The organism is Pseudomonas sp. NFPP07 (assembly GCF_900115645.1).
Lineage (GTDB): Bacteria > Pseudomonadota > Gammaproteobacteria > Pseudomonadales > Pseudomonadaceae > Aquipseudomonas > Aquipseudomonas chlororaphis.
The window spans coordinates 405,032-424,991 of the sequence record NZ_FOXG01000003.1 but is presented as its reverse complement, the minus strand read 5'-3'; the positions used below and the strand labels follow the sequence as shown (position 1 = coordinate 424,991).

14 protein-coding genes are annotated in these 19,960 nt (G+C 63.4%); 9 read left to right on the top strand and 5 right to left on the bottom strand.

The window, feature by feature from the left end; translation table 11 throughout:
- Positions 1-85: 85 nt before the first annotated feature.
- From xdhA to guaD, 4 genes are all read left to right on the top strand, one after another.
- Complete coding sequence (gene xdhA, locus BM019_RS10075; protein WP_092418167.1) at positions 86-1,540, top strand: xanthine dehydrogenase small subunit; 1,455 nt, start codon at positions 86-88, stop codon at positions 1,538-1,540.
- Positions 1,533-3,932 (top strand): xanthine dehydrogenase molybdopterin binding subunit, encoded by a 2,400-nt coding sequence (gene xdhB, locus BM019_RS10070; RefSeq protein WP_092418166.1) that lies wholly within the window; start codon positions 1,533-1,535, stop codon positions 3,930-3,932. The genes xdhA and xdhB overlap by 8 nt, the downstream gene beginning before the upstream one ends.
- 106 nt (positions 3,933-4,038) lie before the next feature.
- Entirely contained in the window at positions 4,039-4,881 is an 843-nt protein-coding gene (gene xdhC, locus BM019_RS10065) for a xanthine dehydrogenase accessory protein XdhC (RefSeq protein WP_092418165.1), read from the top strand.
- A gap of 24 nt (positions 4,882-4,905) precedes the next feature.
- Positions 4,906-6,210 (top strand): guanine deaminase, encoded by a 1,305-nt coding sequence (guaD, locus tag BM019_RS10060; RefSeq protein ID WP_092418164.1) that lies wholly within the window; start codon positions 4,906-4,908, stop codon positions 6,208-6,210.
- A gap of 177 nt (positions 6,211-6,387) precedes the next feature.
- Here guaD and BM019_RS10055 read toward each other — a convergent pair whose 3' ends face one another.
- Positions 6,388-7,152, bottom strand: a complete 765-nt coding sequence (locus BM019_RS10055; protein WP_007932193.1) for a GntR family transcriptional regulator — start codon at positions 7,150-7,152, stop codon at positions 6,388-6,390.
- Between the two features lie 299 nt (positions 7,153-7,451).
- On the opposite strand from BM019_RS10055, the gene BM019_RS10050 reads away from it, so the two are divergent.
- Positions 7,452-8,642: a benzoate/H(+) symporter BenE family transporter gene (locus tag BM019_RS10050; protein ID WP_092418163.1), complete on the top strand. Its 1,191-nt coding sequence runs from the start codon at positions 7,452-7,454 to the stop codon at positions 8,640-8,642.
- A 232-nt stretch (positions 8,643-8,874) separates the two neighbouring features.
- Here the strand turns inward: BM019_RS10050 and BM019_RS10045 are convergent, their stop codons facing one another.
- Complete coding sequence (locus BM019_RS10045) at positions 8,875-9,219, bottom strand: YggL family protein (protein WP_007932191.1); 345 nt, start codon at positions 9,217-9,219, stop codon at positions 8,875-8,877.
- 233 nt (positions 9,220-9,452) lie between these two features.
- On the opposite strand from BM019_RS10045, the gene dacB reads away from it, so the two are divergent.
- Positions 9,453-10,913 (top strand): D-alanyl-D-alanine carboxypeptidase/D-alanyl-D-alanine endopeptidase, encoded by a 1,461-nt coding sequence (dacB, locus tag BM019_RS10040; RefSeq protein WP_009042933.1) that lies wholly within the window; start codon positions 9,453-9,455, stop codon positions 10,911-10,913.
- Between the two features lie 57 nt (positions 10,914-10,970).
- On the opposite strand, the gene BM019_RS10035 is transcribed toward dacB, so the two are convergent.
- Together BM019_RS10035 and rlmKL are read right to left on the bottom strand one after the other, a co-directional pair.
- Positions 10,971-13,370, bottom strand: coding sequence for a sensor domain-containing diguanylate cyclase (locus BM019_RS10035; protein WP_092418162.1), 2,400 nt, complete (start codon positions 13,368-13,370; stop codon positions 10,971-10,973).
- 126 nt (positions 13,371-13,496) lie between these two features.
- Complete coding sequence (rlmKL, locus tag BM019_RS10030) at positions 13,497-15,767, bottom strand: bifunctional 23S rRNA (guanine(2069)-N(7))-methyltransferase RlmK/23S rRNA (guanine(2445)-N(2))-methyltransferase RlmL (RefSeq protein ID WP_092418161.1); 2,271 nt, start codon at positions 15,765-15,767, stop codon at positions 13,497-13,499.
- A 555-nt stretch (positions 15,768-16,322) separates the two neighbouring features.
- On the opposite strand from rlmKL, the gene BM019_RS10025 reads away from it, so the two are divergent.
- On the top strand, positions 16,323-16,538 hold the full coding sequence (locus BM019_RS10025) for a ribosome modulation factor (RefSeq protein ID WP_002553055.1): 216 nt from the start codon (positions 16,323-16,325) through the stop codon (positions 16,536-16,538).
- A 136-nt stretch (positions 16,539-16,674) separates the two neighbouring features.
- On the opposite strand, the gene BM019_RS10020 is transcribed toward BM019_RS10025, so the two are convergent.
- Positions 16,675-17,694, bottom strand: coding sequence for a quinone-dependent dihydroorotate dehydrogenase (locus BM019_RS10020; protein WP_009047911.1), 1,020 nt, complete (start codon positions 17,692-17,694; stop codon positions 16,675-16,677).
- 257 nt (positions 17,695-17,951) lie between these two features.
- On the opposite strand from BM019_RS10020, the gene BM019_RS10015 reads away from it, so the two are divergent.
- Positions 17,952-19,163, top strand: coding sequence for a CmpA/NrtA family ABC transporter substrate-binding protein (locus BM019_RS10015; protein WP_092418160.1), 1,212 nt, complete (start codon positions 17,952-17,954; stop codon positions 19,161-19,163).
- A 15-nt stretch (positions 19,164-19,178) separates the two neighbouring features.
- Positions 19,179-19,754, top strand: coding sequence for an ANTAR domain-containing response regulator (locus BM019_RS10010; RefSeq protein WP_007932173.1), 576 nt, complete (start codon positions 19,179-19,181; stop codon positions 19,752-19,754).
- Positions 19,755-19,960 lie beyond the last annotated feature (206 nt).

Here is a 19,960-nt window from a genome sequence, read left to right as displayed (position 1 = left end):
TCAGAAAATCATTGACCGAAAAGTCAGACATGACTAAATTCGGCCCACGTCGGTTACCAACAATAATGAGTCTGCGAGGCCTTCCGTGATCCAGTTTTTACTCAACCAGGAACTCCGTAGCGAGCACACCCTGGACCCGAATCTGACCGTGCTCAATTATCTGCGCGAGCATCTGGGCAAGCCCGGCACCAAGGAAGGCTGCGCCAGTGGCGACTGTGGCGCCTGCACCGTGGTGGTCGGCGAATTGCAGACCGACAACACGGGCACGGAGCACATCCGTTATCGCAGCCTCAACTCGTGCCTGACCTTCGTCTCGTCGCTGCACGGCAAACAGCTGATCAGCGTCGAAGACCTCAAGCACCAGGGCCAGTTGCACAGCGTTCAGAAAGCCATGGTCGAATGCCACGGCTCGCAGTGCGGCTTCTGTACGCCGGGCTTCGTCATGTCGCTGTTCGCCCTGCAGAAGAACTCCGAACAACCCGACGCGCACAAGGCCCACGAAGCCCTGGCCGGCAACCTGTGCCGCTGCACCGGCTACCGCCCGATCCTCGCCGCCGCCGAGCAGGCCTGCTGCGGCAAGCAGCCGGACCAGTTCGACGCCCGCGAAGCCGAGACCATCGCCCGCCTGAAAGCCATCGCCCCCAGCAACACCGGCGAGCTGAACAGTGGCGACAAACGTTGCCTGGTACCGCTGACCGTATCCGACCTGGCAGACCTCTATGACGCCTACCCGCAAGCCCGGCTGCTGGCCGGCGGCACCGACCTGGCGCTGGAAGTCACGCAGTTCCACCGCCCGCTGCCGGTGATGATCTACGTCGGCAACGTCGCCGAAATGAAACGCATTGAACGCTTCGACGACCGCCTGGAAATCGGCGCCGCCACCGCCCTCTCCGACTGCTACGACGCCCTCAAGGCCGAATACCCGGACTTCGGCGAGCTGCTGCAGCGCTTCGCCTCGTTGCAGATCCGCAACCAGGGCACCCTGGGCGGCAACATCGGCAACGCCTCGCCCATCGGCGACTCGCCGCCCTTGCTGATCGCCCTGGGCGCGCAGATCGTCCTGTGCAAGGGCAACACCCGCCGCACCCTGGCCCTGGAAGACTATTTCATCGACTACCGCGTCACCGCGCGCCAGGAAAGCGAGTTCATCGAAAAGATCATCGTGCCGCGGGCCAGCGCCGAGCAGCTGTTTCGCGCCTACAAGGTGTCCAAGCGCCTGGACGACGATATTTCCGCGGTCTGCGCGGCCTTCAACCTGCGTATCGAGAACGGCGTGATCGCCGACGCCCGCGTGGCCTTCGGTGGCATGGCCGCCACCCCGAAACGCGCCAAGCACTGTGAGGCCGCGCTGCTCGGCGCCCCGTGGAGCGAGACCACCGTCGAACGTGCCTGCGCCGCCCTGGGCGAAGACTTCACCCCGCTTTCGGACTTCCGCGCCAGCAAGGAATACCGCCTGCTCAGCGCCCAGAACCTGCTGCGCAAATACTTTATCGAACTGCAAACACCGCACATCGAGACCCGGGTGACCGCTTATGTCTAATCATCACAAAGTCGAGAAGACTCAAGCCGAACTGAGCGCCCTGTTTCAACAGGATCTGGCCACCGGCGTCGGGCGCAGCGTCAAGCACGACAGCGCCGCCAAGCATGTGTCCGGCGAGGCGGTGTACATCGATGACCGGCTGGAATTCCCCAACCAGCTGCATGTGTATGCGCGCCTCTCGGACCGTACCCACGCCAAGATCCTCAGCATCGACACCGCGCCCTGCCATGCCTTCGACGGCGTGCGTATCGTCATCACCCACAAGGACATCCCGGGGCTGAAAGACATCGGCCCGCTGCTGCCCGGCGACCCGCTGCTGGCCATCGACGACGTGCAGTTCGTCGGCCAGCCGGTGCTGGCCGTGGCCGCCCGCGACCTGGAAACCGCGCGCCAGGCGGCCATGGCCGCGGTCATCGAATACGAGGACCTGGAGCCGGTCCTGGACGTGGTCGAAGCCCTGCGCAAACGCCACTTCGTCCTCGACAGCCACACCCACCAGCGCGGTGACTCGGCCAAGGCCCTGGCCAGCGCCGAGCATCGCCTGCAGGGCACGCTGCATATCGGCGGCCAGGAACACTTCTACCTGGAGACCCAGATTTCCTCGGTGATGCCCACTGAAGACGGCGGCATGATCGTCTACTGCTCGACCCAGAACCCCACCGAGGTGCAGAAGCTGGTGGCCGAGGTGCTGGACGTGTCGATGAACAAGATCGTGGTCGACATGCGCCGCATGGGCGGTGGTTTCGGCGGCAAGGAAACCCAGGCCGCCAGCCCGGCATGCCTGTGCGCGGTGATCGCGCACCTCACCGGCCAGCCGACCAAGATGCGCCTGCCGCGGGTCGAAGACATGCTGATGACCGGCAAGCGCCACCCCTTCTATATCGAGTACGACGTCGGTTTCGACAGCACCGGGCGCCTGCATGGCATCCAGCTGGAACTGGCCGGCAACTGCGGTTGCTCGCCAGACCTGTCGGCCTCGATCGTCGACCGGGCAATGTTCCACGCCGACAACTCGTACTACCTGGGCGACGCCACCATCAACGGCCATCGCTGCAAGACCAATACCGCGTCGAACACCGCCTACCGTGGCTTCGGCGGCCCGCAAGGCATGGTCGCCATCGAGGAAGTGATGGACGCCATCGCCCGCCATCTCGCCCTCGACCCGCTGGCCGTGCGCAAGGCCAACTACTACGGCAAGACCGAACGCAACGTCACCCACTACTACCAGACCGTCGAGCACAACATGCTCGAAGAGATGACCGCCGAACTGGAAGCCAGCAGCCAGTACGCCGAGCGCCGCGAAGCGATCCGTCGCTACAACGCCGGCAGCCCGATCCTGAAAAAGGGCCTGGCGCTGACCCCGGTGAAATTCGGTATTTCCTTCACCGCCAGTTTCCTCAACCAGGCCGGCGCGCTGGTGCACGTCTATACCGACGGCAGCATCCACCTGAACCACGGCGGCACGGAAATGGGCCAGGGCCTGAACACCAAGGTGGCGCAGGTGGTGGCCGAGGTGTTCCAGGTAGAGATCGACCGGGTGCAGATCACCGCGACCAACACTGACAAGGTGCCCAACACCTCGCCGACCGCCGCCTCCAGCGGTGCCGACCTGAACGGCAAGGCGGCGCAGAACGCCGCGGAAACCATCAAGAAACGCCTGGTGGAGTTTGCCGCCCGGCAGTACAAGGTCAGCGAGGAAGACGTAGAGTTCCACAATGGCCACGTACGGGTCCGCGACCAGATCCTGAGCTTCGAGGAACTGATCCAGCAGGCCTATTTCGCCCAGGTCTCGCTGTCCAGCACCGGCTTCTACAAGACCCCGAAAATCTACTACGACCGTGCCCAGGCCCGTGGCCGGCCGTTCTACTACTTCGCCTACGGCGCCGCTTGCGCCGAGGTGATAGTCGACACCCTGACCGGCGAGTACAAGATGCTGCGCACCGACATCCTGCATGACGTCGGCGCCTCGCTGAACCCGGCCATCGACATCGGTCAGGTGGAAGGCGGCTTTATCCAGGGCATGGGCTGGCTGACCATGGAAGAGCTGGTGTGGAACGCCAAGGGCAAACTGATGACCAACGGCCCCGCCAGTTACAAGATTCCAGCCGTTGCCGACATGCCTTTGGATTTGCGCGTGAAGCTGGTGGAAAACCGCAAGAACCCGGAAGACACGGTGTTCCACTCCAAGGCCGTGGGCGAGCCGCCGTTCATGCTCGGCATCGCCGCCTGGTGCGCGATCAAGGACGCCGTGGCCAGCCTCGGCGATTACCGGCACCAGCCGAAGATCGACGCGCCGGCCACGCCGGAGCGAGTGTTGTGGGGCTGCGAGCAGATGCGCCAGTTGAAGGTGGCGAAGGCCGTAGAGACCAAGGCGGAACTGGCTTCCCTGTAAATCCCATCGCGAGCAAGCTCGCTCCTACAGATATCGCACCCTCCTGTAGGAGCGAGCTTGCTCGCGATGACGACATTGCAGACGACAACGTTGCAAGAGGTGAAACATGTACAACTGGATCAGCGCCCTCGCCGACCTGCAAACCCGCGGCGAACCCTGCGTGCTGGTGACCATCATCGAAGAGCTGGGGTCGACGCCACGCAATGCCGGCTCGAAAATGGTCATCAGCGCCACCCAGAGCTTCGACACCATCGGCGGCGGCCACCTGGAATACAAGGCCATGCAGATCGCCCGCGAGATGCTCGCCAGCGGCAAACAGGACACCCACCTGGAGCGTTTCAGCCTGGGCGCCAGCCTCGGCCAGTGCTGCGGTGGGGTGACGGTGTTGCTGTTCGAACCCATGGGCCAGGTCCAGGCGCAGATCGCGGTCTTCGGCGCCGGCCATGTCGGCCGCGCCCTGGTGCCGCTGCTGGCCAGCCTGCCGTGCAAGGTGCGCTGGATCGACTCACGGGAACAGGAGTTCCCCGAACAGATCCCCCAGGGCGTGCGCAAGATCGTCAGCGAAGAGCCCGTCGATGAAGTCGATGACCTCCCCGCCGGCAGCTATTGCATCGTCATGACCCACAATCACCAGCTCGACCTGGAGCTCACCGCCGCGATCCTCAAGCGCAACGACTTTGCCTACTTCGGCCTGATCGGCTCGAAGACCAAACGGGTGAAGTTCGAACACCGCCTGCGCGAGCGCGGCTTCGACAGCGGCGTGCTGCAACGCATGCGCTGCCCGATGGGGCTCGGCGAAGTCAAAGGCAAGTTGCCTGTGGAAATCGCCATCTCCATCGCCGGCGAAATCATCGCCACCTATAACGCCAATTTCGGCCAGCACAGTGCCCGCGCCGAACCCATTGCCAAGCTGCTGCCGGCCTCGCGCCGCAGCCACGCCACTCATTAAAAAGCCACGAACCGAGACTGCCTCATGCCTCTGACTCGCAAAGCCTATCGTGCCGCCATCCTGCACAGCATCGCCGATCCCGCCGAGGTCGGCATCGAAGCCTCCTACGAGTATTTCGAGGATGGCCTGCTGGTGGTCGACAACGGCCAGATCAGCGCCCTCGGCCACGCCAGCGAATTGCTCGCCAGCCTGCCCGCCGATATCGAGATCACTCACTACCAGGATGCGCTGATCACCCCAGGCTTTATCGACACCCATATCCACCTGCCGCAGACCGGCATGGTCGGTGCCTATGGCGAGCAGTTGCTGGACTGGCTCAATACCTACACCTTCCCCTGCGAAAGCCAGTTCGCCGACCAGGCCCATGCCGAGGAAGTGGCTGGGATTTTCATCAAGGAACTGCTGCGCAACGGCACCACCACCGCCCTGGTCTTCGGCAGCGTGCATCCACAATCGGTGAATGCCTTTTTCGAAGCGGCGCAGAAGCTCGACCTGCGGATGATCGCCGGCAAGGTGATGATGGACCGCAACGCCCCGGACTACCTGACCGACACCGCCGAATCCAGCTACCTGGAAAGCAAGGCGCTGATCGAGCGCTGGCATGGCAAGGGCCGCCTGCACTATGCGGTGACGCCACGTTTCGCCCCGACCAGCACCCCGGAACAACTGACCCTCGCCGGGCAATTGCTCGGCGAATACCCCGACCTGTACATGCAGACCCATATCAGCGAGAACCTGCAGGAAGTCGAATGGGTCAAGGAGCTGTTCCCCGAGCGCAAGGGCTACCTGGACGTGTACGACCACTACCAGTTGCTGAGCGAGCGCTCGGTGTTCGCCCACGGCGTGCACCTGTGCGACGACGAATGCGCGCGCCTGGCGCAGACCGGTTCGGCCGTGGCCTTCTGCCCGACCTCGAACCTGTTCCTCGGCAGCGGCCTGTTCAACCTGCCGATGGCCGAGAAGCACAAACTGAATGTCGGCCTGGGCACCGATGTCGGCGGCGGCACCAGCTTCTCGCTGCTGCAGACCCTGAACGAAGCCTACAAGGTCATGCAGTTGCAGGGCGCGCGCCTGAGTCCGTTCAAGTCGCTGTACCTGGCCACCCTCGGCGGCGCGCGCGCACTGCGCCTGGAAGAGCGGATCGGCACCCTGCAGCCAGGCACCGACGCCGACTTCCTGGTGCTCGACTACAACGCCACGCCGCTGCTGAGCTATCGCCTGAAACAATCCAAGAGCATTGCCGAGACGCTGTTCGTGCTGATGACCCTGGGCGATGACCGCACCGTGGCGCAGACCTATGCCGCGGGCAATCTGGTGCACCAGCGCTAATCCCGGAAACGAAAAATCCCCCGCCTCATGCGCTGAGGCGGGGGATTTTTTTATCTGCTGTAAACCCTGTAGGAGCGAGCTTGCTCGCGAAAAGATCGCCAAGGATGACGAGCTTTGGCAGACAGGTCGCCGCTTCGCGGCTATCGCGAGCAAGCTCGCTCCTACAGGGAGATGGCGTTACAGTTTGGCGGGAGAGCGGCCCGGCTTCTTGGTTTGCAGCAGGTGCGAGAACACCGCATGCAGGTCGTCCGAGGCGCTTTCTTCGTCGAGGTTGAGCTTGCTGTCGATGTGATCCATGTGATGCATCATCAGGGTCACCGCCAGCTCCGCGTCGCGGGCCTCGATGGCGTCGATCAACTGGGTGTGCTCATCGTAGGAACAGTGCGAACGGTTGCCGCTTTCGTACTGGGCGATGATCAGCGAGGTCTGCGACACCAGGCTGCGCTGGAAGCTGATCAGCGGGGCATTCTTCGCCGCCTCGGCAAGTTTGAGGTGGAACTCGCCCGACAAGCGGATACCGGCGCCGCGATCGCCACGGGAAAAGCTGTCGCGTTCGTCGTTGACCATCTGCCGCAGCTCGGCAAGCTGTTCGGCCGTGGCGTGCTGCACCGCCAGCTCGGTGATCGCCCGCTCCACCAGCCGGCGCGCCATGAACACCTGGCGGGCTTCCTCGACACTCGGGCTGGCCACGACCGCGCCGCGATTGGGCCGCAGCAGCACCACGCCTTCATGGGCCAGGCGCGACAGCGCACGACGAATGATGGTACGGCTGACCCCGAAAATTTCCCCCAGCGCCTCTTCGCTCAACTTGGTGCCGGGCGCCAGGCGCTGTTCGAGGATGGCCTCGAAGATATGCGCGTAGACAATATCGTCCTGGGTCCCGCTGCGACCGGCCTTGCCTGCTCGCGGTTGTTTCTTGAGGGGTTGCAACTGTTCGTTCATGGGCACTCGAGTCGGGAGAACTGCGGCGAATTGACCGTGACTGTAATACGGCACAGCGGGTCGCTGACAAGTATCGCGTAAAAACAATGGCACATTGTACACAACCCATGGGGTCCATTCGCAATAACTGTATGGGCCACAGGCTGTCGCAACGACTGTACGGCCATTTGCTGTCCTGGCTGTATTGCAATGAATGGTTACTTTTACGTTTAGGCTTGGCCCCTGCTTTCGTCACCCAACGCCCCTGCGCCGGGCTTTCGGGCGACAGATATCTTCATCAGAACAAGGAACAGTGCTCCATGTCCGACGCCTCCCTCGCGCCATTACGCCCCCTGGCCGATACCTCGCCCTCGGCCGTAGTCGCCGGTTTCATCGCCATGATGACCGGCTACACCAGTTCCCTGGTGCTGATGTTCCAGGCCGGACAGGCCGCCGGGCTGACCAGCGGGCAGATTTCCTCGTGGATCTGGGCCATCTCCATCGGCATGGCCATCTGCAGCATCGGCCTGTCCTTGCGCTACCGCACGCCGATCACCGTCGCCTGGTCGACCCCCGGCGCCGCGCTGCTGATCACCAGCCTGTCCGGGGTGAGCTACGGCGAAGCCATCGGCGCCTATATCACTTGCGCGGTGCTGGTAACCATCTGTGGCCTGACCGGCAGTTTCGAACGCTTGGTCAAGCGCATCCCGGCCTCGCTCGCCGCAGCACTGCTGGCGGGCATCCTGTTCAAGATCGGCAGCGAGATCTTCGTCGCCGCGCAGCACCGCACCGGCCTGGTGCTGGGCATGTTCTTCAGCTACCTGCTGGTCAAGCGCCTGTCGCCACGCTACGCGGTGCTCGCCGCGCTGCTGATCGGCACCGCATTGGCCGGGGTGATGGGCCTGCTGGACTTCAGCCAATTCCACCTGGAAGTCGCCACGCCGGTGTGGACCACCCCGCACTTCTCCCTGGCGGCGACCATCAGCATCGGCATCCCGCTGTTCGTGGTGGCCATGACCTCGCAGAACATGCCGGGGGTCGCCGTGCTGCGCGCCGACGGCTACAACGTGCCGGCCTCGCCGCTGGTCACCACCACCGGTATCGCCTCCCTGCTGCTGGCACCGTTCGGCTCCCACGGCATCAACCTGGCGGCCATCAGCGCGGCAATCTGCACCGGCCCCCACGCCCATGAGGACCGCAACAAGCGCTACACCGCAGCGGTCTGGTGCGGGATTTTCTACGGCATCGCCGGGGTCTTCGGAGCCACGCTGGCGGCGCTGTTCGCGGCACTGCCCAAAGAGCTGGTGCTGTCGATCGCCGCGCTGGCGCTGTTCGGCTCGATCATCAATGGCCTGAGCATCGCTATGAGCCAGGTGAAGGAACGCGAGGCGGCGCTGATCACCTTTATGGTGACGGCCTCGGGCTTGACCCTGTTCTCCGTCGGCTCGGCGTTCTGGGGAATCGTGGCTGGCGTGCTGACCCTGGTAATCCTGAACTGGAACAACGAATAAGCCTGTAGCCGCTGCCGCAGGCTGCGATCGCGACCGAAGGGCGCGCAAGGTCTCACGATCGCTGAAGCCCTTCGGGCTTATCGCAGCCTACGGCAGCGGCTACAACTCGCCCACGCGAAATCCCGGGAAACAGGCCCGAGGCATATAAAGGTTCTGCGGGAGAAATAAATAGAGAAGGCTGTACAGCGACAGCCGTGAGTCGGCGGCCCGGACGGGCCACCGACTCAGCACATCAGGCTACCGGATTGATCGAGTTTTCCGGGTACCAGACGTCCAGCAGCGGGCTGACTTCAACGCTGGTCAGCTCGGTGCGGGCCTTGAGCCAGGCTTCGACCTTGGCACGTTGCTCTTCGCTGACCGAACCGCGTTTGCTCAGGCAAACCAGGCCGAAGTCATCGCCACCAACATAGCCGAGGCCGTTGGCTTCCATCGCTTCTTTGAGGAACGCGTCGAGGAAAGCGTCAATAGCCTCTTCGGCCAGATCTTCTTTGAAATCCAGGTTCAGCTCAAAACCCAGCTCCTGAAATTCATCTACGCACAGTTTTTTGCGCAGACGGCGGGAACGGTTAGTGGCCATGGAACAATCCTCATAAGTAATAACGGGCGGCACTTTACCAGTTTAAGCAACCGATTGCCTGACTCTATGAGGGCCTTGGCCTGCCATTGGGAAAAAAATAGCGGATTAGCCCGCCGCGGCACGGCACAAGCCGCTATACCTTGGGGCATAATGCCGACACTTTCGTGACCACTGAGGGAATTTATCGTCATGCCCTCGTCTTTTCTCCCCTCGGCTGTAGGGTTTTACTTCACATGATCAAATCTTTGCGTCCACTTTTTCTTGCCGGTCTTCTTCTGCCCCTGGCCATTTCCGTTTCCGCCGCCCCCGTCAACACCACCCTTTCGCCCAAGGTCCAACAGGCCCTCAAGGCCAGCAAACTGCAAGACAACGCCCTGTCGCTGGTGATGATCCCGCTCAACGGCCCGGGCACGGCCACCGTTTACAACGCCGACGTGTCGGTCAACCCGGCCTCGACCATGAAACTGGTTACCACCTACGCCGCCCTGGAAATGCTCGGCCCGACCCACCAGTGGAAAACCGAGTTCTACACCGACGGCACCCTGAGCGGCGGCATCCTCAATGGCAACCTGTACCTCAAGGGCGGCGGCGATCCCAAGCTGAACATGGAAAAACTCTGGTTGCTGATGCGCGACCTGCGGGCCAACGGCGTGCAGCAAGTGACCGGCGACCTGGTGCTGGACCGCAACTTCTTCGTGCAGCCGCAACTGCCGCAGTTCAACGACGACGGTAACGACGAGAACAAGCCGTTCCTGGTCAAGCCCGACTCTCTGCTGGTCAACCTCAAGGCCCTGCGCTTCGTGGCGCGCAACGACTCGGGCAAGGTGCTGATTTCCGTCGAGCCGCCGATTGCCAGCATTCGCATCGACAACCAGGTCAAGGCCATCGGCGGCAAACAATGCACCGGCAACGTGCGCTACAACCCGGTCCCGCAGGCGGACGGCGGCGTCACCGTGACCGTCAACGGCCAGCTGGGCGACGGCTGCAGCTCGCAGACCTACCTGTCGCTGCTCGACCACGCGACCTACACCGCCGGCGCCGTACGTGCCATCTGGAAAGAGTTGGGCGGCAGCATCCAGGGCAAGGACCGCCTGGCCGCCGTGCCATCCAGCGCCAAGGTGCTGGCCCGGGCCTTCTCGCCGGACCTGGCGGAGATCATCCGCGATATCAACAAATACAGTAACAACACCATGGCCCAGCAACTGTTCCTCAGCCTCGGCGCGCAATACCGCACCGAAGCCGATGGCGATGATGCCAAGGCGGCGCAACGGGTGGTGCGTCAGTGGCTGGCGAAGAAAGGCATCACCGCGCCGCACCTGGTGATGGAGAACGGTTCGGGCCTGTCCCGTGCCGAACGGGTCAGCGCCCGGGAAATGGCCTCCATGCTGCAAGCGGCCTGGAGAAGCCCGTATTCGGCGGAGTTCATCAGCTCGATGCCGATCGCCGGCATGGACGGCACCATGCGCAAGCGCCTGAAGCGCACCGCCATGTCCGGCGAAGCCCACGTGAAGACCGGGACCCTGAACACCGTGCGCGCCATCGCCGGCTACAGCCGCGACAGCAACGGCAACACCTGGGCCGTGGTAGCGATTCTCAACGATCCGAAGCCCTGGGGCGCGTCCTCGGTGCTCGATCAAGTGCTACTGGATCTGTACCGCCAGCCGAAACTGGCAGACACCGCTTCGACCCTGTAAGCCGTCACTCAGGTGGCGCGAGGACAACCTCGCGTCACCCCACTTCTGCACCCCTGCCTACCCCATCTCTGCCTCGACCCGGTCGCGCCCAGCCTGCTTGGCCGCATAGACCCCGGAATCCGCCCGCAGCAATAGCCCGTCGGCCCCTTCGTGTTCCCGCCAGCTGGCGATGCCGAAACTGGCCGTGACAATGCCCACGCCATCGATCGGCGAGCTGCGCAGCCCGCGCCACAGCTCCTCGGCCAGGACATAGGCCTGCTGGCCATCGGTGTCCGGGCACAGCACCATGAACTCTTCGCCGCCCAGCCGGCAAAACACATCCGTGCGCCGCAGACGAAGGCTGATGCGCTCACAGACGCCGCGCAGCACCATGTCGCCGATGGCATGCCCGTACTGGTCGTTGATCCGCTTGAAGTGGTCGATATCCAGCATGATCACCGCCAGATTGCCCACCCCGCGCTCGACCCGCGCCATTTCCGTCTGCAGGCGCTCCTGGAAATAGCGGCGGTTGTGGATACCGGTCAGCGAGTCGGTGACCGACAGGGCCCGCAACTCTTCCTCGACCCGCTTGAGGTCGGAGATGTCCGACAGATAGCCATGCCACAGCACCCCGCCCCCCGCCAGCTTTTCCGGGGTCGCTTCGCCGCGTATCCAGCGCAGGCCGCGCTGTGGCAACTGCACCCGATATTCCTCGCGCCAGGGGCTGAGTTTCTTCGCCGAGGTCCAGATCGAGCCGCGCACCCGGGCCACATCGTCCGGGTGAATACGCTCGAACACCGGGTTGGCATCGCGCTGCAACTGCTGTGGATCGATCTCGTAGATATCGCGGATGCCGTCACTGACGTAGCTGAAGCTGGAATGGCCTTCGGCATCCACCTGGAACTGATAGATGGCGCCCGGTACATGGGCGCTGAGTTTCTTCAGCAGGCGATCACGGGCCGCTAGCGCCTCGTGGACCCGCTTGCGTTCGGTGATGTCGATACAAATCGCCAGGTGCCCGACCCATAAGCCATGATCGTCCAGGACCGGGGTGGCCAGCATGTTCACCACCAGATGACTGCCATCGCGGCGCATCAGGGTCCACTCGCGGGTTTCCTCGCCACGCTCTTCGGAACCGTCCACCAGCATCGCCTGGCACATCGGGATCTGCCGGCCGTAACGCTGGCTCAGGGCTTGCGCGCGCGCATTCAGCTCCGCGGGCAGATGCAGGCTTTCCAGGGTCAGGTGGCCCACCACCTCGGCGCTGCTGTAGCCGAGCATATGTTCGGCGCCGGCATTGAAGGTGCTGATCACACCCCGCAGGTCGGTGGCGATGATCGCCACCTGGGTCGCCGCATTGAGCACGCTGCGCAGCTGCCCGTGGGTGCCGCGCAATTCCTGCTCCCTGACCCGCAGCTCCCCGGTGCGCTGCTCCACCAACCGCAGCGCACGCTGCCGCTGGCTGACCAGGACATACAGCAGGGCACTGAGCAGCAGGCTCAGCAGCGTGCCCAGGACCACCTGGCTGGACACCGAAGAATGGTTGGCCTGGAGGAACACCGCGCTGGGGCGGATGTTCACCTGGTAATCATGATCGGCCAGGCTCAGCACCCGGCTCACCGCCAGCGGGCTGTCCCCCGGGCCGTTACTCGATTCATAGAGTTTGCCGTACGACTCGGCGGTCGACAGGTCGATGATCTGCACGAACAGGTTGTCCTGACGCTGCTCGGGCAAACCATCGACCACCAGCTGGCGCATGCTGATCACCGCAATCACATAACCGTAAGGCTCGGGGGGCGACATCGCCACATCGGCGCGCAGGCTGACGGGAGTCGCCAGGATGATGCCGCGCGCGTAGGAAGGCTCGACTCCGACCAAGCGCACCGGCTGCGAAACCGCCACGCCGCCACGCCGCCGTGCCCGCTCGAGAGTGTCGCGACGCATTGGCTGGGCCAGCAGGTCGAACCCCAGGGGCGAGCCCAGCGGGCTTTGGGTCTGGCTGTAGAGCACCGGTATGTACTCATCGCGCTCGGCAGCTCGCTGCAGCTTGCCCTCGGCATTCAGGTCGGCAATGAAATAATCCGGCGCTCCCTGCTCCTGCGCCATGCGCTCGAACGACGCCCGCTCGGCACCGCTGACGCGCGGCGCCCAGGCGTAGGCCTGGGTGCGATGCAAGAGAGGTTGGGTGTAGCCGTCGAAATCCTGGCGCGAGACCGCGCCGGAATTGATGAAGAAGCGCTTGAGACCATCCAGGCGCTGCTCCTGATCTTCGAAGCGCTCTTCGATGCGGCTATAACGTTCGCTGGCCAGCAGTTGGAAGCGTTGGCGCAACTGCTGCTGATACAGATTGAGGGTTGACCAGGCCAGCAGCCCGGTCAATACGCAGCCAAACAGCAATACCACTAACGCGACCAGCCAGGCCGACACGTCTTCGCTGATGAAGCCCAGGATTTTCGGGCGTACCGAGTGCAACGACATAAGCAAAACTCATAACGCCAGCGAACGTGAGCGTCACATGGGCTTGCATTGAGTTATAGCTATTCGCCACTAATTTGGCTAGAGCAAAGAGCCTTGAAAATCAAGGCTCTGTGGATCCAACCAACATCAGCGGGCGGTGATTTTCCAGGCCCGGTGGATCTTGCCGTTACGGGCGAAATCCGGATCGATGGTCTTGGCGGTGATCTCCTCGACGGCATAACGCGCCGCCAGGTTTTCCTCAAGCTGGAACTTGCGGAAGTTGTTGGAGAAGTACAGCACGCCACCGCTGGCCAACCGGGCCATGGCCAGGTCGAGCAGTTGCACGTGGTCACGCTGCACGTCGAACACCCCTTCCATGCGCTTGGAGTTGGAGAAGGTCGGTGGGTCGATGAAGATCAGGTCGAACTCATCGCGGCAGGTCTCCAGCCAGGCCATGACATCGCCCTGCTCCAGACGGTTCTTGTCGGAGAAACCGTTGAGCGACAGGTTGCGTCGCGCCCAGTCCAGGTAGGTTTTCGACAGGTCGACGCTGGTGGTGCTGCGCGCGCCGCCCTTGGCCGCGTGCACACTGGCGGTGGCGGTGTAGCAGAACAGGTTGAGGAAACGCTTGCCGGCGGCTTCTTTCTGGATCCGCAGGCGCATCGGCCGGTGGTCGAGGAACAGCCCGGTGTCAAGATAGTCGGTGAGGTTGACCAGCAGCTTCACGCCGCCTTCGCTGACCTCGGTGAACTTGCCCTGGGCGCTCTGGCGTTCGTACTGCTTGGTGCCGCTCTGGCGCTCGCGACGCTTGATCACCACCCGGCTCTTGTCGACGTTCAACGCTTGCGGAATGGCCGCCAGGGCATCGAACAGACGGGCCTGGGCCTTTTCCGGGTCGATGGATTTCGGCGCGGCGTATTCCTGCACGTGCACCCAGTCGTGGTACAGGTCGATGGCCAGGGAATATTCCGGCATGTCGGCATCGTAGACGCGATAGCAGTCGACGCCTTCGCGCTTGGCCCACTTGCCCAGCAACTTGAGGTTCTTCTGCAGGCGGTTGGCAAACATCTGCCCGCCTTCGCTCAGGCGCGCCTGCTCGACCACAGGGGCTGGCGCCGGCGCCGGTTTGATCGGGTTGCCGTTCTTGTTGTACTGGCGCTCCTGCGGAACCAGCGGCGCCTTGTCGGCCTCGGCCTGTTCACGCTCGATCTGCCGTTGCTCCGGGGTACGGCGCTCACCGGTGACGAACTGATCCGGCTGCACCTTGATCAACAGCAGCTTGCACGGCAAGGCGCCGTTCCAGAACGAATACTGCTTGTGGCTGCGGATACCCATGCGCTTGCCCAGGTCCGGCGCGCCGGTGAACACCGCCGCTTCCCAGCCCAGGCAGGCCTGACGCAGGCGCTCGCCCAGGTTCTGGTAGAGATACAGCAGGCTGGCTTCGTCACCCAGGCGCTCGCCGTAGGGCGGGTTGCTGATCACCAGGCCTTTCTGGTTCTGGTCCGGGCGCGGCTCGAAGGTCGCCACTTCGCCCTGGTAGATCTTGATCCACTCACTGAGGCCGGCACGCTCGACGTTGTTGCGCCCTGGCTGGATCAGCCGCGGGTCGGCTTCGTAACCGCGAATCCACAGCGGCGGCTTGGCCAGGCCGGCCTGGGCCCGCGCCAGGGCTTCTTCATGCAGCTTGCGCCACAGGGCCGGGACGTGACCGAGCCAGGCAGTGAAACCCCATTGCTCGCGCTTGAGGTTGGGGGCGATGTCGGCGGCGATCATCGCTGCTTCCACCAGGAAGGTCCCCACGCCGCACATCGGGTCGGCCAGGGCGCCGCCATTGGCCGCGATACGTGGCCAGCCGGAACGGATCAGGATCGCCGCCGCGAGGTTTTCCTTCAGCGGCGCCGCGCCCTGCTGCAGGCGATAGCCGCGCTGGTGCAGGCTGTGGCCGGACAGGTCGAGGGAGAGGATGGCTTCGCCGCGATCCAGGCGCAGGTGAATGCGCAGGTCCGGGTTGAGCTTGTCGATGGAGGGACGCTCGCCGGTCGGTGTGCGCAGCCGGTCGACGATGGCGTCCTTGACCTTCAAGGCGCCGAAGTGAGTGTTGTCGATGCCCGAGCCGTGGCCGCTGAACTCCACCGCCAGGGTGCCGTCCGCCAACATATGGTCCTGCCAGTCGACGTCATGCACGCCGTGATAGAGGTCTTCGGCGTCCTTCATCGGGAAGCGCTTGAGCACCAGCAGTACCCGGTTGGCCAGGCGCGACCAGAGGCACAGGCGGTAGGCGGTCTCCATGTCGGCCATGCCGCGCACGGCCGAGGTATGTTCGCGCGCGTCTTCAAGGCCAAGCCCGGCGGCTTCCTCGATGAGCAGGCCTTCAAGGCCTTTGGGACAGGTGAGGAAGAGTTCGTAGCGATCCGACATGGGAGTTCAGGGCCTTTAGCAATAAGTGAACGGACAACGCATCGTCCGCCCGGTTTTCAATCAAGCGCTTTTCTTGAAGAGCGCTCGCGTGGCACGAATCTGTGCCGTCCCGCCCCTGCTGTTCAGCTCGCCGCTAGCGGTGACCACTGGGGTCAAAAGAGCTTAGATGCCGGGGCAGATAATAAAGTCAGCGAAACAAAAGGTCATAACTCGACCTTTCATCGAATAATACCTGAGTGCAACGGAATGGAATTCTCACTAAAGCATTAAGCCCATCATCCAGTAAGAGGCTGATCAGAGCGAGGTTTGCTGATCAACCCGATGTAAAGCAGGCCGTTCTTATGGCCTCAACATCATTATCGTTACGTCCTTATGACAAAACGATCATTCCATCGTTGTGACGCATTGGTTAGAAATCAACTCAGGTTGGCGCCGCAATGACGCCAACGCCACGCTCGCGACGCCGGCAGCGAGCACCAACGGCAGAAGCATTCTGCCCGGCCTCAAACGAGGCCGACGGGACATAAGACAGTCAACAAGTGAGGGAAACACCCTATGAGAAGACTTAAGCGTGATCCGTTGGAAAGAGCATTTTTGCGCGGATATCAGTATGGCGTTCATGGCAAGTCCCGTGAGCTTTGCCCATTTACTCTACCGTCGGTACGCCAAGCCTGGATCAATGGCTGGCGCGAAGGACGCGGCGACAACTGGGACGGTATGACCGGCACTGCGGGAATCCACAGACTCAACGAACTTCACGCCGTCGGCTAAAACAGGGCACACATTCCGACACCAAAATCTGAATACGTAACGACTTAACCACGCACGTCCCATCCGGACGGCGGGCTGCGGCCCAGGGGCTCCTTTCAGGAGCCCTTTTTATTGGCCGCGCAAAAAGCCGCTGTCCTCAGCGCAACGCCGCGATCGCGTCCACCGATTCGCGAATCAGCGCCGGGCCCTTGTAGATGAAGCCCGAATACAACTGCACCAGGCTGGCGCCGGCAGCGATCTTTTCCGCCGCATGCTTGCCTTCGGTGATACCGCCCACCGCGATGATCGGCAAACGCCCGGCCAGCTCGCCCGCCAGCACCTTCACGGTGTGGGTGCTCTTGTCGCGCACCGGCGCACCGGACAGGCCGCCCGCCTCGTCGCCATGCTCCATGCCTTCGACACCGACGCGGCTCAGGGTGGTGTTGGTGGCGATGACCGCGTCCATCCCGGTCTCGATCAGCGCTTGAGCCACTTCGGCGGTTTCTTCGTCGGTCATGTCCGGGGCGATCTTGATCGCCAGCGGTACCCGCTTGCCATGCTGCACCGCCAGCTCCTGCTGACGCTGGCTGAGGGCGCCGAGCAGTTGCTTGAGCGACTCGCCGAACTGCAGGCTGCGCAGGCCCGGGGTATTGGGCGAACTGACGTTGACCGTCACGTAGCTGGCGTGGGCATACACCTTGTCCAGGCAGATCAGGTAGTCATCCACGGCGCGCTCGACCGGAGTGTCGAAGTTCTTGCCGATGTTGATCCCCAGCACGCCCTTGTACTTGGCCGCCGCCACCCGGGCCAGCAGGTGATCGACGCCCAGGTTGTTGAAGCCCATACGGTTGATGATCGCCTCGGCTTCCGGCAGGCGGAAGATCCGTGGCTTGGGGTTGCCCGGCTGCGGGCGCGGAGTGATGGTGCCGATTTCGACGAAGCCGAAACCCAATTGGGCAAAACCGTCGATGGCCGCGCCGTTCTTGTCCAGGCCGGCCGCGAGGCCGACCGGGTTCGGGAAGTCCAGGCCCATGACCTTCACCGGCATCTGCGCCGGCGCCTTGCACAGCAAGCCATTGAGGCCCAAACGCCCGCCCGCGCCGATCAGGTCCAGGGACAGATCGTGGGAGGTTTCCGGGGAGAGTTTGAACAACAGCTGGCGGGCCAGGGTATACATGGGCGGGCTTGACTCGGTGGCGGCGAAATGAGGCGGCGATTATAGCCGGGCATGGGGGCCGCAGGCGAGGCACGCGGCGAAATCAGCGGTGAATGGCATATGCCTTGCACCACAACCTGCATCAGCACCCAGGCCAATGGCGGCGTGGGTTGAAAGACAAAGGCGTCGTTACCCCGCCAGCTCTGCCTGGCGCGCGGGTGCGACGTTTTTTTATGGAAGCTTTTTTATGGCCGCTTTTTTATGGAGGACGCCACCCCATGAATGAACTCCCCGTCAGCCCGCTGGCCTGGGTCAACGGCAGCGATGCCCCGGAAAAGACCGCGATCAACCTCGGTTTCATGGCCTTGAGCGACTGCGCCTCGGTGGTGGTCGCCGCCACCCAGGGCTTCGCCCAGCCTTACGGCCTGACCCTGAACCTCAAGCGCCAGGCATCCTGGGCAAACCTGCGGGACAAGCTGGTGAGCGGCGAGCTGGATGCCGCCCACAGCCTGTACGGCCTGATCTACGCCGTGCACCTGGGCATCGGCGGGGTCAACGCCAGCGACATGGCGGTACTGATGGGGCTGAACCAGAACGGCCAGAGCATCAACCTCTCGCGGGAGCTGCAAGCCCTGAACGTGACCACTCCTGAAGCGCTTCACCTGCGCGTGCACCAAAGCCGGGCAAGGCTGACCTTCGCCCAGACCTTCCCCACCGGCACCCACGCCATGTGGCTGTATTACTGGCTGGCCGCCCAGGGCATCCACCCGTTGCAGGACGTCGACAGCGTGGTAGTACCGCCGCCGCAAATGGTCGCGCACCTGCAGGCCGGGCGCATCGACGGCTTCTGCGTGGGCGAACCCTGGAGCGCCAGCGCGGTGAACCAGAACCTGGGCTTCACTCTGGCCACCAGCCAGTCGATCTGGCCCGACCACCCGGAAAAAGTCCTCGGCTGCACCCGTGCCTTCGTCGAGCAGTACCCGAACACCGCGCGGGCCCTGGTCATGGCGATCCTCGAGGCCAGCCGCTTCATCGAGCAGAGCCGCGAGAACCGCCAGAGCACCGCGCAACTGTTGAGCGCCCGCGAGTACCTCGATGCGCCGCTGGACTGCATCGAGCCGCGCCTGCTCGGCGAATATGCCGATGGCCTCGGCCACCGCTGGCAGGACCCGCACGCGCTACGCTTTCATAATGAAGGCGCGGTCAACCTGCCGTATCTGTCCGACGGCATGTGGTTCATGACCCAGTTCCGTCGCTGGGGCCTGCTGCGCGAAGACCCGGATTACCTGGGCATCGCGCGCCAGGTGCAGCAACTCGAGCTCTATCGTGAAGCCGCCACCGCCGTCGGCGTCGCCTCCTGGGGCCAAGATATGCGCAGCAGCCAGTTGATCGACGGCAAGCTGTGGGACGGTTCGGACCCGGCCTCCTATGCCCGCAGCTTCCAGCTGCACGCCATGAGCGACAGCTCGCCTCTTCTCGCCAGCCGCTGACAGGAGCCCGAGACCATGTTGCGTATCCTGCTGATCAACGACACCGCCAAGAAGGTCGGTCGGCTCAAGGCGGCCCTGATGGAAGCCGGTTTCGAGGTGATCGACGAATCGGGCCTGACCATCGACCTGCCGACGCGCGTCGAAACGGTGCGTCCGGACGTGATCCTGATCGATACCGAATCACCGAGCCGCGATGTGATGGAGCAAGTGGTGCTGGTCAGCCGCGACCAGCCACGGCCGATCGTGATGTTCACCGACGAGCACGACCCCGACGTGATGCGCCACGCCATCAAGTCCGGGGTCAGTGCCTACATAGTCGAAGGCATTCAGGCCCAGCGCCTGCAGCCCATTCTTGACGTGGCCATGGCCCGCTTCGAGAGCGACCAGGCCTTGCGCGCGCAGCTGCAGGCCCGCGACCAGCAATTGGCCGAGCGCAAGCGCATCGAGCTGGCCAAGGGCCTGTTGATGAAGATGAAAGACTGCAACGAAGAACAGGCCTACACCCTGATGCGCCGCCAGGCCATGAGCCGCCAGCAGAAGCTGATCCAGGTGGCCGAGCAGATCATCGCCATGAGCGAGTTGCTGGGCTGAATCCCGCAGCTGTGGTGCGGCGGCCTATCGCGGGCAGCCTCTCCTACGGAAGAAGACCGTGAGTTTCTGTAGGCGCGAGGCTTGCCCACGATCCGGGCCTCCAGGATTCTCACTCTTGGCACAAATCTGGCTATGTAATCGACACAGGTAACCAACGGCGGTTGCCCCACCTACGACAAAGACGTCGCACACCCCTCTCGCCCCAG